General features: G+C 44.3%; 15 protein-coding genes. 2 read left to right on the forward strand and 13 right to left on the reverse strand.

Annotated elements, in window-relative coordinates; translation table 11 throughout:
• Positions 1–297: 297 nt before the first annotated feature.
• From ACMN7X_RS02340 to ACMN7X_RS02350, 3 genes are all read right to left on the reverse strand, one after another.
• Complete coding sequence (locus tag ACMN7X_RS02340) at positions 298–999, reverse strand: peptidoglycan DD-metalloendopeptidase family protein (protein ID WP_418745896.1); 702 nt, start codon at positions 997–999, stop codon at positions 298–300.
• Between the two features lie 43 nt (positions 1000–1042).
• Positions 1043–1948 carry a SpoIID/LytB domain-containing protein gene (locus tag ACMN7X_RS02345; protein ID WP_418745897.1) on the reverse strand — a complete coding sequence of 302 codons (906 nt, stop codon included), beginning with the start codon at positions 1946–1948 and terminating at the stop codon, positions 1043–1045.
• A 68-nt stretch (positions 1949–2016) separates the two neighbouring features.
• On the reverse strand, positions 2017–3210 hold the full coding sequence (locus ACMN7X_RS02350; protein ID WP_418745898.1) for an acetate/propionate family kinase: 1194 nt from the start codon (positions 3208–3210) through the stop codon (positions 2017–2019).
• A gap of 108 nt (positions 3211–3318) precedes the next feature.
• Between ACMN7X_RS02350 and srtB the strand changes: the two genes are divergently transcribed.
• Positions 3319–4077: a class B sortase gene (srtB, locus tag ACMN7X_RS02355; RefSeq protein WP_418745964.1), complete on the forward strand. Its 759-nt coding sequence runs from the start codon at positions 3319–3321 to the stop codon at positions 4075–4077.
• 23 nt (positions 4078–4100) lie between these two features.
• Entirely contained in the window at positions 4101–4670 is a 570-nt protein-coding gene (locus ACMN7X_RS02360; RefSeq protein ID WP_418745899.1) for a manganese efflux pump MntP family protein, read from the forward strand.
• Here the strand turns inward: ACMN7X_RS02360 and ACMN7X_RS02365 are convergent.
• The 10 genes from ACMN7X_RS02365 to ACMN7X_RS02410 all read right to left on the reverse strand — a co-directional run bounded on the left by ACMN7X_RS02365 (position 4665) and on the right by ACMN7X_RS02410 (position 16053).
• Positions 4665–4976, reverse strand: a complete 312-nt coding sequence (locus ACMN7X_RS02365) for a type II toxin-antitoxin system RelE/ParE family toxin (RefSeq protein ID WP_418745900.1) — start codon at positions 4974–4976, stop codon at positions 4665–4667. The genes ACMN7X_RS02360 and ACMN7X_RS02365 overlap by 6 nt on opposite strands.
• Positions 4966–5226, reverse strand: a complete 261-nt coding sequence (locus ACMN7X_RS02370; protein WP_418745901.1) for a type II toxin-antitoxin system Phd/YefM family antitoxin — start codon at positions 5224–5226, stop codon at positions 4966–4968. The genes ACMN7X_RS02365 and ACMN7X_RS02370 overlap by 11 nt, the downstream gene beginning before the upstream one ends.
• Before the next feature lie 73 nt (positions 5227–5299).
• Entirely contained in the window at positions 5300–6271 is a 972-nt protein-coding gene (locus tag ACMN7X_RS02375; protein ID WP_418745902.1) for a tRNA dihydrouridine synthase, read from the reverse strand.
• Positions 6272–6285: 14 nt separating this feature from the next.
• Positions 6286–7164 (reverse strand): EamA family transporter, encoded by an 879-nt coding sequence (locus ACMN7X_RS02380; RefSeq protein ID WP_418745903.1) that lies wholly within the window; start codon positions 7162–7164, stop codon positions 6286–6288.
• 18 nt (positions 7165–7182) lie between these two features.
• Positions 7183–7713 (reverse strand): cysteine hydrolase family protein, encoded by a 531-nt coding sequence (locus ACMN7X_RS02385; protein ID WP_418745904.1) that lies wholly within the window; start codon positions 7711–7713, stop codon positions 7183–7185.
• A 12-nt stretch (positions 7714–7725) separates the two neighbouring features.
• Entirely contained in the window at positions 7726–11226 is a 3501-nt protein-coding gene (locus ACMN7X_RS02390; RefSeq protein ID WP_418745905.1) for an FtsX-like permease family protein, read from the reverse strand.
• 12 nt (positions 11227–11238) lie between these two features.
• Positions 11239–11943 (reverse strand): ABC transporter ATP-binding protein, encoded by a 705-nt coding sequence (locus tag ACMN7X_RS02395; RefSeq protein ID WP_418745906.1) that lies wholly within the window; start codon positions 11941–11943, stop codon positions 11239–11241.
• A 159-nt stretch (positions 11944–12102) separates the two neighbouring features.
• Positions 12103–13383, reverse strand: coding sequence for an MFS transporter (locus ACMN7X_RS02400; RefSeq protein WP_418745907.1), 1281 nt, complete (start codon positions 13381–13383; stop codon positions 12103–12105).
• Between the two features lie 28 nt (positions 13384–13411).
• Positions 13412–14203, reverse strand: coding sequence for a LytR/AlgR family response regulator transcription factor (locus tag ACMN7X_RS02405; RefSeq protein WP_418745908.1), 792 nt, complete (start codon positions 14201–14203; stop codon positions 13412–13414).
• Positions 14200–16053 (reverse strand): sensor histidine kinase, encoded by a 1854-nt coding sequence (locus tag ACMN7X_RS02410; RefSeq protein ID WP_418745909.1) that lies wholly within the window; start codon positions 16051–16053, stop codon positions 14200–14202. The genes ACMN7X_RS02405 and ACMN7X_RS02410 overlap by 4 nt, the downstream gene beginning before the upstream one ends.
• Positions 16054–16105 lie beyond the last annotated feature (52 nt).

The following is a 16105-nucleotide window of genomic DNA, read 5'->3' on the forward strand; positions in this document are numbered from 1 at the left end:
AGGAGATGGTTGTCGTTAGCCATCTTTTTCTCTTTTTATAGAAAAATTTCAGGGAGGTATGTGACTCGGACGAGGCACATACCTCCCTGTTTAGAACTGTCTATTAACCGACAGCCCCCGCTATATAAAGCAGCCGATGAAAATACAGTATTTATTCAAATGTCTGGCCCGGGCCGGTAATACCAGAATAATTGTAATAGAATCGGCAGCATATTTTCCAATATGTATCGCCGACTTATCATCGCCTGCTTTATATCTTATGTTGTTTTTCAGATTTGGTGACTGGAAAACCGGCCGCTATTTTTCCAGATAATTCTGTGGATCTACCGGGGTGCCGTCCTTTGTCATTCCAAAATAAAGATGGCTTCCCTCTTCCGTGTAATATTTTGTCGGCTGAGCGACATTGCCGATAGCCTGACCCTTAACGACCTTATCGCCCTCTTTGACATTCACGTCTTTCATCTGTCCATAAACAGCTTTATAGCCGTTTCCCATATCCACAGTGATCATTGTTCCGTTGACACTGTCCTCCGTGACAGACTCTACAGTCCCGCCAAAAGCCCCGACAACCTCCTGATTGACATCGGCCTTGATCATCAGAGCCGGATTGCATTTGTACTGGTCCAGCGTTTCAAAATAAATCGTTTTATCCGGCGAATACTCTTTGAGGATTTCACCTTCCACCGGCCATACCATTTTGGCATCGTCGCCAAAGGTTTCCGCGACCGAAGCATTTGCGGCTTCCGCTTCCGCCACAGATTCGGCCACCGCATTCTCAATATCGGTCGTATTTCCCACAGCCACCGCCGGGGTTTCATCCAAAACTTCCGGCGCATTTTCCGCCTGACTGAATTCCGCCGCATTTTCCGCCGCCGCTTTATCCTTCATGCCGGAGCGATATCCGGCAATACCGGAGATGCCGAGAACAACCACTAACGCCCCGGTCAGCACCATGTAAAATCCATTCTTTTTCCAATAATTTTTAAAATTTTCTTTCACCTGTTATCACCTCGTAGCTATAGTTTGACCAGGAAATCAAACTTTATACACTTGTTCCCGGAAAATACCATAAAATAATTTCTTCCCAGGTTTTTCCTTCCGCCGCCATGGCGTCGGCGCCGTACAGGCTCAAACCAACGCCGTGGCCGCGGCCATAACAGGTGAATTCAATACCGTCATTTCTCACTGAATAATCAAAACAGGCGGAGGGAAGACCCAGCCGACAGCGCAGTTCCTCCCCCGAATAGGTCTGACCGCCGATCTGAATCTGCCGTACATATCCCGAATCATCCTTTTCCACAATTTGTACCATACTCTCAGACAACTGCTCCCAGGCATTTTCTGTACCGTCAGCCTCCGCAAGACTCCGAATGATTTTTTTCCGGCTCAAAAATACCTTTTCCATATAATCGGCGGAGCCCTTATCCCACGCGCTGTCCACACTCACCAGATAGGGCAGTTCACCGCCCCAGACATCGGCAAAATTTCTTGTTTTTCCATTGGACAGGGGACAATACAGGGGTAATATCGGAGCTCCGTCATAGAGTATTCTGCGTCCCTCGGTCTCCGTTACGGCTTTTCTCAGTTTTTCCTCATCCATGCCCTTAGCCAGCCGTTCCCCCGCCGACAGCCACGGCTGTCCGAGCCACTGCCCCTCCGGCGTCCGGCCGCCCTCTGACATATAGGCTATGTAAGTCCTCAAAACAACCGCCATGGCTTTCACGGTTTCTTCCTCAGTATCTGTATCCAGCACTGCGGCCAGAACTCCCACCGCATATTCATCAAAACCGACGACCCGGTCCATTCCAAATTCTTTCATATGAACAGTAAGGCCCTCGGCAGACTGTTCCCAATCTGCCGAGGGCCTGTAATTCTGATAAATCTGCGTTCCCATACAGGGAATCGCCAGCAAACATCCTATAAAAAGCCAGACAAGCCGTTTCCTCATCTCAGGATCCCCGACCTTTTTGCAGTCTCCTTATAGAATATTCATTTCAGCACCAAAAGTGCCTGTCCTTATTTTGTTAAAGCAACCGTATCTCTTGCGATCATTAATTCTTCATTTGTCGGAACAACAAATACTTTAACTTTGGAATCCGGAGTTGTGATCTCAATTTCTTCACCGCGTTTTCCGTTAGCTTCCGCATCTACTGTAATTCCAAGATATCCGAGGTAATCGCAAACGCCCTGACGTGTTGTTGCGCTGTTTTCACCGACACCGGCTGTAAATACGATAACGTCAACGCCGTTCATCGCTGCCGCATAGCCGCCGATGAATTTAGCTACCTGATATTTGAAAGCGTCAAGCGCATATTTGCAGCGTTCGTTGCCTGCATCTGCCGCTTCTTCAATATCACGGAAGTCGCTGCTTACGCCGCTGATACCGAGAACACCGGATTTTTTATTTAAGATTTCTGTTACCTGGAAGACATCTAAATTATGTTTCTGAGCATAGAATTCAAGGATGGATGGATCGATATCGCCGCAGCGTGTTCCCATGATCAAACCGGCCAGCGGTGTAAGACCCATGGTTGTATCCACACATTTGCCATGATTTACGGCACAGATACTGGAACCGTTGCCCAGATGGCAAACGATAGTCTTCAGATCTTCCGGTTTCTTTCCAAGGATCTCAGCAACACGTTTGGACACATAGCTGTGGGATGTTCCGTGGAAACCGTAACGGCGGATCTTATCCTCTGTGTATGCTTCATATGGCAGACCATAGAGGAATGCTTTTTCAGGCATTGTCTGATGGAAAGCCGTATCAAATACAGCCACCTGAGGTACGCCCGGCATTAATTCTTTACATACGCTGATACCGATCAGATTGGCCGGATTGTGAAGCGGCGCAAGATTGCTGCACTCGTCGATGGCTTTCATAACTTCATCATCCACAACAACAGAAGAAGCAAATTTTTCTCCGCCATGGACTACACGGTGGCCTACGGCATGAATCTCTTCAAGAGATTTTACAACACCGTTTTCTGCATCTGTCAGACAGTTAAGTACAAGTTTGATAGCGTTTGTGTGATCCGGCATCGGAGATTCGATTGTAATTTTGTCTTTTCCTGCTGGTGTATATACGATTCTGCTGCCTTCAATTCCGATACGTTCGCAAAGGCCCTTTGCCAGTACATCCTCTGTATCGGACTGAATTAACTGGAATTTTAATGATGAACTTCCACAATTGATTACTAATACATTCATTATTCTTTTCCTCCCATAAAATTATATCCTTATTTTAACATATTTTTTTTAACTGACCAGCCCATTTATGATATAATTTTAAAAAAAGGAGGTTATGTCTTGAAAAAAGTGCAAATATTTATCTTTATTATCGCCCTGATATGCTTTTTGGGCAGCGCCGGGTATCTCGGCAAGTATTTCTGGGAGCGCCATGTCTCGGCAGAAAACATGAATGATATCAAATCACTGCTTGTGGAAGAAACAGGCAATTCCGATACAAATGATGAAACCGGCAGCGACAACAGCGAAGTGCTTCAGCGCTATGCCCGTCTTCATGAGGAAAATCCGGATCTCGCCGGATGGATCCAGATTCCGGATACGACCATTGATTACCCGGTAATGTACATTAAGGAAGATAATGATACCTATCTTCACTCAAACTTCAACAGAGAATATGATGCCGCCGGCGTTCCTTTTATCGACGGCTACTGTTCGATGGATCCGCTCAGCGAAAATCTGGTGATCTATGGACACCATATGAATGACAACAGCATGTTCCAGCCATTGATGAATTACAAGGAAAAGGATTTTTTTGAATCCCATAAAACGATCTATTTCGATACGCTTCATGAAAAAGGAACCTACACTGTGGTGGCCGTTATTCTTTCCAGAGCCCTGGCCGAAGAAGAAGACGGTTTCCGATACTACAGCCATTTTGATTTTGCAGATGAAGCGGAATTTAACGACTATATGAATAACATTCGCCAAATGACTCTCTATGATACAGGTGAAACTGTGGTTTATGGAGACCGGCTGATCACTTTATCCACCTGTGAATACAGCCAGGAAGACGGGCGTATGGCGGTGATCGCCAAAAAGATTGATTGATATGATAAAAGGAGAAAACTTTTATGGGATTGTTTGAACTGATCTTAATTGCCATCGGCCTGTCGATGGACGCCTTTGCCGTTTCAATCTGCAAAGGCTTGAATATGCGGCGCATGAACTATCGTCAGGCCGGGATCATCGCCCTGTTCTTCGGCGTTTTCCAGGCGCTGATGCCGGTCATCGGCTGGTTTCTCGGCAAACAATTTGAAAGCTACATAACAAGTATCGACCATTGGATTGCCTTCGTGCTCCTCGGATTTATCGGTATCAATATGATCCACGAAGCTATGGGAGATGATGATGACGCTTCCGAAGACATGCAGGAACTTCTGGATATAAAAGAACTTTTTATGCTGGCCATAGCGACCAGCATCGACGCCCTGGCCGTCGGCATTACCTTTGCCTTTCTCCAGGTTAAAATCATTCCGGCAGTCTGTCTCATCGGATGCACCACCTTCGGCCTGTCCTTTGCCGGCGTCGGCATCGGCCACCAGTTTGGCCGGCGCTATGAGAAAAAAGCCGAGATTGCCGGAGGCGTCATTTTAATATTTATCGGTTTAAAAATCCTGCTGGAGCATCTGGGGATATTATAATTTCTTCCGGTAATTCTCCAGTTGGTGAAATATCCCTAAGATGTTCACAACATCTGCTTTAATATTGAATACTATGGTATAATTCATCTGCCCGATAACAGCTTCGTAATAGCCCTTACTCGCCAGATATGTGTCTCTGCTGAGTGGAAACTGCAGAGGATTTTGTTCCAAACGATTATATATACTATCAATTTCATCCATTAAATGTTCGGTTGCCTGTTTACTTTTTAGTTGAAAAATCAAATAATACAAAATATTATCAAGTAAATCATTCGCATGCTCTGTAATATTCAACCTATAGGCCATACTTTTTCCTCATTCCTGCCAGGGCTGCCCTGGCATCCTTTACCTGCCCATTTTCTATCTGCCGTTCTGATAATTCAATATCTCTGTATATTGCAAGCTGACGCATGGTACTTTCATAAATCTCCATACTCATAATAACCATATCACCATATCCATTTTTGGTGACATAAATAGGTTCCTCTGATTTATGGCACATATCGGATATTTCTGAGGTATTTTTCAAATCTTTAATAGGTATAATCTGTGGCATTAGCGCGCCTCCTCTCTAATATGGTTAAATTATACCATAATTATCCCATTATCTCAATTGAAATATTACTCCATTATACGAGTCCGTTCACCCCGAATCCGGCCCCCGAAATTATCTCTTCCGTCTCAAAAAGGGTATTGATGATCTCGTTATAGTTTTTCAGGCTCTGGGTTTTTCTTATCTTTTTGCCATACTTTTTTGCATTGGTGAAAAGACAGATCATATAATTCCATAATTCTTTCATCTTATAGAGGAGGGGCACCTCCCCGGAGAGCATATCCGCATAATCCCCATAAATCCTGTCATGGAATTGCCGAAGCAGCGGCTTATCCACGATTTCCCGTTCCCCAAGAATAATGTCAAGCAATGCCGGATTGGCGATAAGCCCCCGGCCGATCATCACCGATGTGACCTCCGGGAAGCGGCGGCAAAAATCCTCATAATCCGCCTTTTGAAAAATATTCCCGTTATAGCACACCGGGCACCGGCTTTTTTCAAGTCCGAGCCGAAACATTTCCAGATTTGGCCTGCCCCGGTAAAACTCCTCCCGTGTCCGCGGATGAATGATCAGCTCTTCCAGCGGATACTGGTTATAAATATCCAGCAGCGCATCAAATTCCTCCGGACTATCCTTGCCCAGACGGGTTTTTATGGAAATTTTCACTTCCGCATTGCGATAGATTTCCTCCAGGAAACGGTTCAGATCATCCCGAAAGGCAAGAAAACCTGAACCCCGGCCTTTGCCCACGACAGTCCCCGACGGACAGCCCAGATTCAGATTTATCTCTTGATATCCCATATCCATTAACTGTTTTTCTGTATATATAAATTCATCTGCCCGATTTGTCAAAATCTGGGGCACAATTTCCGGTCCCCGGTTATTTTCGGGAAGCACATCCCGCAGCGCTTTTGAAGTCCGGCGGCTGTTCAGCCCCGGTGTGATAAACGGCGTAAAATATTTATCCGCAGGATGAAAATAATCATAATGGGCATTCCGAAAAATATACCCGGTAATGCCCTCCAAAGGCGCCATATAAAAATTCATTTTATTTTTCTCCGTTAAAGTAATAAAATCAAGGTTCCGGCCACGATCAAAATAAGTCCGGCCAATCCCTTCGGCGACAGCTTTTCTTTAAAAACGATCCAGGCAAAGGCCACTGAAACGACGATACTCAGCTTATCAATCGGCACGACAATGCTGGCCTTCCCCGTCTGAAGCGCCCGATAATAGCAGAGCCAGGAAAGCCCTGTCGTCACGCCGGACAAAATCAGGAATATCCAGCTCCTCCCGTCAATTTTTCCGATTTCCTTTTGTTTATGGGTCATACATACGATCAGCCAGGCCATAAACAAAACAACGATCGTCCGCAGCGCTGTTCCCAGGGTGGAATCCACATTCTCCATGCCGATTTTCCCGAGTATCGACGTCAGGCTGGCAAATACCGCCGACAAAATGGCATAAACCAGCCATCGATGATCGTTTTTAGCTCCGGCTGTCTGCACACGGGCCTCCGGCGCTGCTTTTTTCTGAATCATCAGAGCCGTTCCCACAGCGATCGCTCCCATGCCCAAAATCATATACCCTGTGATCGGCTCTCCGAGAATGAGAAACGCACCCAGCATTGTAAGGATCGTGCTCGACTTATCAATCGGCACGACCTTATTCACATCCCCGCATTGGAGCGCCCGAAAATAGCAAAGCCAGGAACCGCCAGTAGCCAGGCCGGATAGGGCGAGAAACAAATAGCTCGCCCCGGAGATATCTCTGATCGTCGACTGGGTTCCCTTCAGGAAAACCATCAGCCAGGCAAAAATAAGCACCACAACCGTCCGCAGAGCCGTAGCCAGATGGGAATCCATATCTTTTATTCCAAGCTTCGCCAAAATTGCCGTAATCCCGGCAAAAAAGGCGGATCCAAAAGCCAGGAGTATCCACATGATTATCCGCTCTTTTCCTTATTCATCCACATCAATCTGCAGCGATCTCATAGCCTCCAGCGCGCAGCGATGAGCCTCCGGCGTCGAACCCGCGCAGCAGGAAGCATCCACCCGCACCGGCGTATTCGGCATCGCCGTCCGAATCAGTACTGCATTTGCCATCACACAAATGTCCGTGCAAAGTCCGACGACAATCACTTCATCGATCGGCGCCATCCGGTCAATTCCCTGAAGGCAGCCGGCCATCTGGATCGAACCAAAAGTTTCTTTATCAAATACAAGGCTGCGGTTGGCCGTCACAAGTTCCTGAATATCCTCCTGGAACTTCCAGCCCTCCGTATCCCGGACACAATGCACCACAGGAAGTTTTTTTCCTTCCAGCGTTTCTAAGTAATTTTCCTCATGGGTATCTCTCGTATAAACGACCGTTCCCGGGAAATTCTTAATCTTTTCAATCACCTTCGGCAATATCGCCCGGGCCTCCGATGAGCCGAGACTTCCGTCAATAAAATCCTTCTGCATATCCACAACAACAAGATATTTACTCATGTTTTTCCTCCATTATTCCACACTCTTCAGTGATTCCACCATATCAATTTTTTTCAGTTTAAAGTACATGACAAAATTTACAAGCATCGAGAACAGGAAAGTAAATCCGATCGCATATAAATAACTCGGCATATTAATGTTCCGTCCGAACATGGTCATCTCCACTTCCACCGTCTGAATGACAAAGCGATGCAGTATTTTCCCGAGAAATACGCCGACAAAGGCGCCGATAATTGTCAGCAGTATATTTTCCCGATAGACATAATTGCCGACCTCCATATCGTAAAATCCGAGAACCTTCAGCGTTGCCAGTTCCCGCTTACGCTCGTTAATGTTGATATTATTCAAATTGTAAAGCACAACAAAGGCCAGCATACCTGCCGATATGATCAATACAATGATAACGCTGTCCAAAACGCCAAGCATATCTTCAATCTGGCTCTCCATATTATTTGTATAGGAAACTGTCAATATACTGTCATTTTTCAGAAGTTCCTCGCCAACCTGATTTAACTCAGCCTCATGGGCTTCCGCCATATCGGCAAAAATGCAGTTATAAGACGGCACCTCTCCCGTCAGCTTCTCATAGAGCTGCGGCGACAGATAAATATAATGGGACAGATAGTTTTCACAGATATCTGTCACGGTCACCTGAATCTTTTCATCATCTTCAAGTTCTATCTGAACCGTATCGCCCACGGAAATGCCCAAATCTCTGGATGCCTTCTCCGTCAATATGGCGCTGTCCTCCGTCATATTCCATGTCTCCCCGGAAACCCGGTCGCTAAAGGTTACAAACTGCTCAAGATTGTCCAGCCTCGACGGAATGTAAAGATAAACATCCTTTTTCCCATCTCCAAAGGTCATCTCCGACAACCGCATATAGCCGTCCATAAATGAGCCGATCCGCCCGTCGGACTCAAGTTTCTCATCAATGGCTTCTTTTTCTTCCTCATCAATATCTCCGTCAATGACTGCCATCAGATCATATATCTGGATCTCGCGGAACTGAAGCCGGGCAATGTCCATGATTGAATCCTTCAGACCATATCCGACGATCATCAGGCCCATACAGCCTCCGATGCCGAAAATAGTCATAAAAAATCGTTTCTTATACCGTAAAAGATTCCGCACCGTCGATTTCCAGGTGAAATTGAGCCGTCCCCAAATCCATGGAATGTGCTCAAGAAATACCCTCTTTCCGCTCTTCGGCGCCTCCGGGCGCATCAATTCTGCCGGCTGGGCATGCAAAGCCCGGTAACATGCGCTGATCGTTGCGACCATAGTACATAAAATGGCGGCCCCCGATGCCGCAAAAGCATATCCCATATGATACGGCACAACCAGATCCGGAATATGAATATAAATAATCTTATACGCCGTAACAATAATATATGGGAATATTTTCTGTCCAAACAATACGCCGAAAACAGAACCTCCCAGAGTTGCCGCCAGAGCATAACCCACATATTTTGCCGCGATCCAGAATTTACTGTATCCCAATGCCTTTAATGTACCGATCTGAATACGCTGTTCCTCAACCATTCGAGTCATAGTTGTCAGGCTGACAAGGGCAGCCACAAGGAAGAACAGCACAGGGAAAACGGAACCGATGGCCCGCATACGGTCCGCATTGTCCGAATAACCGCTGTAATCCGAATCACTGTCCCGATCATTGATATACCAGGATGGTTTATCAATACCTTCGATCTCATTCTTCGCGTCTATTATTTTTATCTCCGCATCGGAAATCTTTTCCTCCGCTTCTTTCTTTCCTTTTTCATACTCTTCCCAGCCATCCGCCAGTTTCTGTTCATTTTCAGCGATCGTCGCATAGGCTTCGGCGATCTGGGCCTCGCCCTCATACACCTGGCTCCAGCCGCTGGTGTAAGCGCTCTCCCCGCCGGTCAGCTGATCATATGAATCGGCGAGGGTTTTTTCGGCCTCGGCAAGCGCCGTCTTCTGGGTTCCCAGCTCCGCTTTTCCGGCCTCAAGCTGCTGCCGTCCCGCAGAAAGTTCCGCCTTCTGAGTTTCCAGTTCTGCTTTTCCGGCTTCAAGCTCTTCCCTGCCTGCCGCAACTTCTGCCTCGTGCTTTAAAGCCTCTTCCGCCGCCGGCCTCATAGCCTCCATCGCATCAAGACTTGCCTTCGCTTCCGCCAACTGGGATTCTGTCTGAGCAACCGCCCCTCGAAGCTGTTCGGCCATCGCTGTCTGCTCCGGCGTTGCCATCCCCGCGCCAATCAACTGTTCCAGTTGGGCCAGCTGATTCTTCATCGTCTCCAGGCCGGACATGCCGCCCTGATATTGCTGCCATCCCGCTGACAGTCCGGCAAGCAGCGTTTTTGCATCCGCCAGCCCCTGCTCCGCTTCCGCCAATTCACTTTCTTTTTCAGAAAGCATTTTCTCAGCCTCAGCAATCTGAGCCTCACCGTCGCTCAATTCTGCTTCCTTTTCAGCCAGCAGCTTTTCAGCTTCCGACAACTCCGCTTTTCCCGATTCCATCTGAGCTTTCCCGCTGTTGTACTGGCTCCAGCCGTCATCCAGCGTACCCCGGCTGGCATAGAGTTCATTTTTTGCCTCCCGGATATCATTTTCCGAAGATGCCAGTTCCGCCTTTCCGTCCGCCAGCTCCGCTTCGCCGTCTTTTAATTCCTGCTCCGCCTCTGCCAGTTCGGATTCGGCTTCTTCTTTTGCCTCTTTCAGTTCGGACTCCGCCTCCGCGATCTCCGCGTTTGCCTCATCCATAATCTCTGCATAACGGATATCACAGCGAACATCCGAAATATTCTCCACATTATCCTTGACTTCATCAACGATTTCCGTATAGCTGTCCGTAAAAGCCAGTGCATCCTTCGCACCTTCCACCGTCACATAGGCCTGGGAATAAACCTCTTGGTCAAAACTGTCCTCCGTCACATAGACAAACATATCGATTTCACCGCTGCCGATATTGGTGCTTCCCCGGTTAAAAGATATGTACATCGGACTGGAACAGGTTCCGACTACCGTATATGTATCCACCGCCAGATTTTCAGACAACTCCTTATCCGTGCCCGAAGTAAATGCCAGGGTATCCCCGATTTTTATATCATAGGATGCCGCCAAGTCCATATCGACAACACATTCTCCCTTTTTTTCCGGCAAACGCCCCTCAGCCACATCCACCTGATTCATCGTTTCCGGCAGGGATTCCACATGCACAACCCGTTCACTCTCACCCATCAAAGCAAGAACATCGATCATATACCCCGGTTCAACCTTTTCCACACCTTCAACGTCCCCAATCGCCTTGATGTCATCCTCCGTCAACCCCAGGGTACTCAAAATCTTCATGTCCATCATATTGTGCGCATCAAAATAGGCATCTCCCGAATACCGCATATCCGGCTCAGAAGCCCGGATTCCTGCAAAAAAGGCGACGCCAAGCGCAACGATAAAAAATATAGATAAAAATCGGTTCAGGCTATTCCGAATCTCCATGCGAAAATCCTTCGCCAATGCCTTCTTTCTCATAAGCACTCTCCATTACCATTCTATTGTTTCCACAGATACCGGATTCTCGTTTACGGTTATCCCGGACACTTTACCGTTCTTAATCTTAATGACCCGGTCAGCCATCGGCGCGATCGCCGAGTTATGCGTAATGACAATCACTGTCATCCCCTTCTCGCGGCACATATCCTGCAGCAATTTCAAAATTGCTTTTCCTGTGTTATAATCCAATGCCCCTGTCGGCTCATCACAAAGCAGTAATTTCGGATTCTTTGCCAGAGCACGCGCTATGGATACACGCTGCTGCTCACCGCCGGATAACTGGGCAGGGAAATTCTTCATACGGTCGCCCAAACCCACATCTCTCAAAACACTCCGCGCCCCCAGAGGGTCCCGGCAGATCTGAAGGGCCAGCTCCACATTCTCAAGGGCCGTGAGATTTGAGATCAGATTATAAAACTGAAACACAAATCCAATGTCATCTCTGCGATATTCCGTAAGCTGTCTCGAATGATATTGGGAAATATCCTTTCCATCCACCCAGATGGAACCGCTTGTCGCCGTATCCATACCGCCTAAAACATTTAAAACCGTTGTCTTTCCGGCCCCGCTCGGCCCAACAATAACAACAAATTCACCCTTCATAATCTCAAAATCTATACCGTCCGCCGCATGAATTTCAATCTCGCCCATACGGTAAATTTTCGTCACATTTTCCAGCTTTACATAAGCCTCCATGGATTCGCCTCCTGCATCATGTTAATATTTTAATTATAAATCGTTTGCGGAGACATTTCAACCAAAGGGATGAAGTTCATAAAAAGTTCAGATTTAAACATGATCACATAACAAAAAAAGGGACCCAAAACAGAAATTGGAATCCCTTCTTCTTTTGTACTATTTTTTCAACATTTTTTCTTTTAAAATTTGTTCAAGGCTATGGTCTTTCTTTAACTGAATAAAACTCACTTCAGCATAACACAAACAGACAGCCGTCAAAAGACAAAGCATAAAGCATGTCATCCATGCCAGATGATATGTGCCGGTTGCATCATAAATCCATGCTAAAACCGGACTCCCTAATACACTTCCAAGCATACAAAATCGATAAACATAGCCGAACACTTCTCCATAGTACTCTTTTCCAAAAAGCTTAACCGTAACTATAGACGGTACAATTGAACCACTTGAAACACCAATTGAAAAAAATATGGCCATAATCCACATCATTCCCCATCCGGCATTAATCTCTAACAGCAAATATGCTACAGCAAATGAAACAAGCATTCCTATATTCGTAATCATCATATCTAATCTGTCATAAAGCCAACTGAGAATGACTTTTGCAGGTGTTAACATCATAAGAAAAAATGATGCTATTGCATTGGAAAATACCAGTCCATATGTTTCAGACATATACGGTGCCAAATGTGAATGTCCGCCTGAAGCAATAAAAAGACATGTCAACATTCCCAAAAGATATATATAAAAAAAAGTATGTTTTTTTAATTTCTTTAGTGGAATGCCTTTATCAATATATAAACTTTTGGCCGATTCATTGTCTTTCTCAATTTGTACCAATTCACGTTCCCGCTTTTTAACTGCTCTGCACATAAGCACTGACACCGGAACCTCTATGATTAGCATTATAACACCAACTGCAAAAAAGGCAGCATGCCATCCGTAGTGTTCTATGCCCCGTGTCAAAATAGGTGTTGTCAAAGCGCCGCCAATCCCAGAACCGGCAAAAGCAATACCGATAGCCAGCCCGATATAATTATCACAGCATTTCACCAAAATAATGGATATTGGCATAATAACTGCTCCCGTATTAAATATCCCTAATATTAAAGAGGCAAAATACATCTGATATATATTTTTTGCCAGTCCAAAACTACTGTATGCAATGCTCATTCCGGCAACACTGATGGGAAAAAACCATTTCATTGTTTCATATTTGCTCAAAAGCCGTCCGGCATACGGGGACAGGATTGCAATAACAACGCTAAAAATACCTGTACATAAAGAATAAGACATTCGGGATGTCCCCAACTCCTCCGTGACCGGAATCATATATAAACTAAAACATGTTTTTGTCATAGAATGCATCAATGACATAATAATAAATCCACCGATGATCGTACACCAGGCTGATTGATTCCATCCTATTTTCTTCATGGATTCTTTATCCCCCCAAGATTAAAAATCATAGTCTATCCTTATTTTCTATCCGTAAACGCTGCGCCTCTGTCTCAGCCCAACTGTATTCCTGCAAAAATTCTCCGGCAAACAGATTTTTTCTCCCCTGAAGATAACGATAATAATCACATTTTTCTATCGGAATATTCACCCTGACCTTCCCATACTCTGTCTTCAAAATATCATTCATGCCGATTTCTGAAAGTGTATTTTTTAATCGTACCAAAAGTACCCGAAAATATGATTTACTGGATTTTTCGTTTGTATCTCCAAACAAATCATAAACCAGGGTTCCGATATTCACCCACCGGTTTTGTTTAAAGACCAGATATGCCAGAATTTCTTTGGCCCGTTTACTATGGAAAACCACCGGTTCTCCTCCGACAATTAAATCAAATCCCGGAAAGCATCTCACTTCGTACCCTTTAGAATCGGAGAAATTTATAAACTTTTCAGCCTTTTCCAAAGCCCGTAATAATCTGGGCTTACTATAAGGTTTGAAGACACAGTCAATGGCATTCGTACTCCATGCGTCGACACCATATTTACTATAAGCAGTAATAAAAATAATTATTGGCGGATTTTGCAGTTCTTCTGTCGCAATGGCAAACTCAATTCCGCTCATTTCCGGCATTTCTATATCTACAAATGCCAGGTCAATATGTGTATGTTGTATATAATCCAGCGCATCCAAGGGATTCGAAAATGATGCAACATAATCAACCCCTTCAACATCTTTTAGCATAATTCTTAATACATTTAATGGACGAATCTCATCATCAATGCCTATTATCCTCATGTATTACCCTCCCCCGTACTAGATTTATAAGGAATTATAATTTGTATCTCTGTCCCCTCCCCAGGTTTGCTGATGATCTGTACACTTCCACCCGTTAATTGTTCTATCCTGAATCTGCTATTATTAAGTCCGCTTCCCTGGGTTTCGGGAAGAAAATTCACATCAAATCCGGCACCATTATCAATAATAAAAATTAAAATATTATCCTCGAATCGTTTCGTTTCAATCCATACGGTTCCGCCGCCTTCTTTTGTTTTTCGCAATCCATGATGCACTGAATTTTCTACCAGTGTTTGAATGGATAGCGGCGGCACTGAAAAAGCTGTTATCTCAAAATTTGTCACAAACTTAATTTTATCTCCAAATCGGAGCTTCTGTAACTCGATATACTCGTTTATACTGATGATTTCTTCAGAAAACGGAATTAGCTTCTCATATTTTTCAAAATCTATTCTTCGCCGTAAAAATGACGCATAAATAGCTATTGCATCTGCGGCTTTGAGCGGATCTGTATAGCACATTTCCTGTATTGTTGTCAGCGTATTATATTGAAAATGTGGTTGTATCTGGCTTGACAAAAAAGCAATCTCAGCATTAACCTGATTTTGTTTTGCTTCATTCTCCTTTTTGGCCCCATCCTCATTTTCCGCGAAAATCAAAGACAAAACATTCACATAAAATAAAACAGCGGCCAACAGATTTACCCATAACAATAATAAAGAGAAAAATAATGTATAATAATATAAAACAAGCGCTATAAAAATACTGAATTCTACAAATATTGTAGCAATACCCATACATAAAATCTTATAATCTTTTGTCTGAGCGAACTCTGTACACATACAATAAATATTATAAAACAAAAACATTATTGCAAAGCAAATGACGCAAATGTCCATGTTTACAAATTTTCCAATAAATACTTTTACAAAAACGGCCCCAAAAAAAGCAGTTGTTATTAAATAGAGAATTTTTTCATTAAAACGTTTAAAATAAAATTGCTGCTCTAATCGTATGACGCTCACACCTAAGAACAAGGCGACAACGGTGGCTAATAAATGAGTTTCTTCAAATGAAATAAAATCATAAACCCCCTTAAAACCACCCGATGTTTCAATGGTTGTAAAAACAAAAAACAAACCTATCCCGAAAAAAACAGTTAAAAACAAATAATATTGTTTCTTTTCCTGCATTCTCCTCAGTAAAATGACTACAAAAAGAGCAGAAATTAAGAAACCGCCAAAAAGAATCATTCTTACACTGTTTTCAATATTATAGTAAGCATTAAATTTTTTTAAGCTGAATAGCCAGGGCTGAGCATAAACTCCCGATAACCACTTCGATGTCACTTCGATTGTGATTTCACACATCGGCATATGATCGATATACACAATGTTCCCCACAGCATCAATTCCGGGATAAAATTTCTCTTCACCGTTTACAAACAATTTCATATTCGAAGAAATCCCGTTAAAAAACAGAATCAGCTCTTCATCCGGCAGGTTTTCTAAAATTAATTTATAACTGGCCTTTCCGCCGCCGCCCCATCCCTCCGGATCGAACATATTCCATTCCATTGGCAGATAGATCAACTTTTCCGCTTGCGCCATATCCCGATTATCTGAAATAATATGCATGCCTTCATAATATTTCCAAGCAGTCTTGATTGGTTCTTTTCCACTTTTTAGCAATTCCTGCTTGTTAATTTTATATATACCGACAGTTTCTGATTCCAATTCGTTTCTCCTGTTCTGCATTGTAACAGAAACAGCTAAACCCGCAAAAATAGAGAACAAAGCGATCAGGCAAAGTGCCAATATCATTAAATCTTCTTTTTTTTTATCTCCCACAGTCTGATTACCCTACAAAATAAATTAATAATTTAATAAATTTCACAATAAT

The organism is Frisingicoccus sp., from assembly GCF_048388605.1.
Classification (GTDB): domain Bacteria; phylum Bacillota; class Clostridia; order Lachnospirales; family Lachnospiraceae; genus Frisingicoccus.

Excerpts from the sequence above, each read along its gene's own strand:
- ACMN7X_RS02345 (WP_418745897.1), bottom strand. The coding sequence starts at position 1,948 with ATGAGGAAACGGCTTGTCTGGCTTTTTATAGGATGTTTGCTGGCGATT.
- ACMN7X_RS02350 (WP_418745898.1), bottom strand. The coding sequence starts at position 3,210 with ATGAATGTATTAGTAATCAATTGTGGAAGTTCATCATTAAAATTCCAG.
- ACMN7X_RS02360 (WP_418745899.1), top strand. The coding sequence starts at position 4,101 with ATGGGATTGTTTGAACTGATCTTAATTGCCATCGGCCTGTCGATGGAC.
- ACMN7X_RS02365 (WP_418745900.1), bottom strand. The coding sequence starts at position 4,976 with ATGGCCTATAGGTTGAATATTACAGAGCATGCGAATGATTTACTTGAT.
- ACMN7X_RS02370 (WP_418745901.1), bottom strand. The coding sequence starts at position 5,226 with ATGCCACAGATTATACCTATTAAAGATTTGAAAAATACCTCAGAAATA.
- ACMN7X_RS02375 (WP_418745902.1), bottom strand. The coding sequence starts at position 6,271 with ATGAATTTTTATATGGCGCCTTTGGAGGGCATTACCGGGTATATTTTT.
- ACMN7X_RS02380 (WP_418745903.1), bottom strand. The coding sequence starts at position 7,164 with ATGTGGATACTCCTGGCTTTTGGATCCGCCTTTTTTGCCGGGATTACG.
- ACMN7X_RS02385 (WP_418745904.1), bottom strand. The coding sequence starts at position 7,713 with ATGAGTAAATATCTTGTTGTTGTGGATATGCAGAAGGATTTTATTGAC.
- ACMN7X_RS02390 (WP_418745905.1), bottom strand. The coding sequence starts at position 11,226 with ATGAGAAAGAAGGCATTGGCGAAGGATTTTCGCATGGAGATTCGGAAT.
- ACMN7X_RS02395 (WP_418745906.1), bottom strand. The coding sequence starts at position 11,943 with ATGGAGGCTTATGTAAAGCTGGAAAATGTGACGAAAATTTACCGTATG.
- ACMN7X_RS02400 (WP_418745907.1), bottom strand. The coding sequence starts at position 13,383 with ATGAAGAAAATAGGATGGAATCAATCAGCCTGGTGTACGATCATCGGT.
- ACMN7X_RS02405 (WP_418745908.1), bottom strand. The coding sequence starts at position 14,203 with ATGAGGATAATAGGCATTGATGATGAGATTCGTCCATTAAATGTATTA.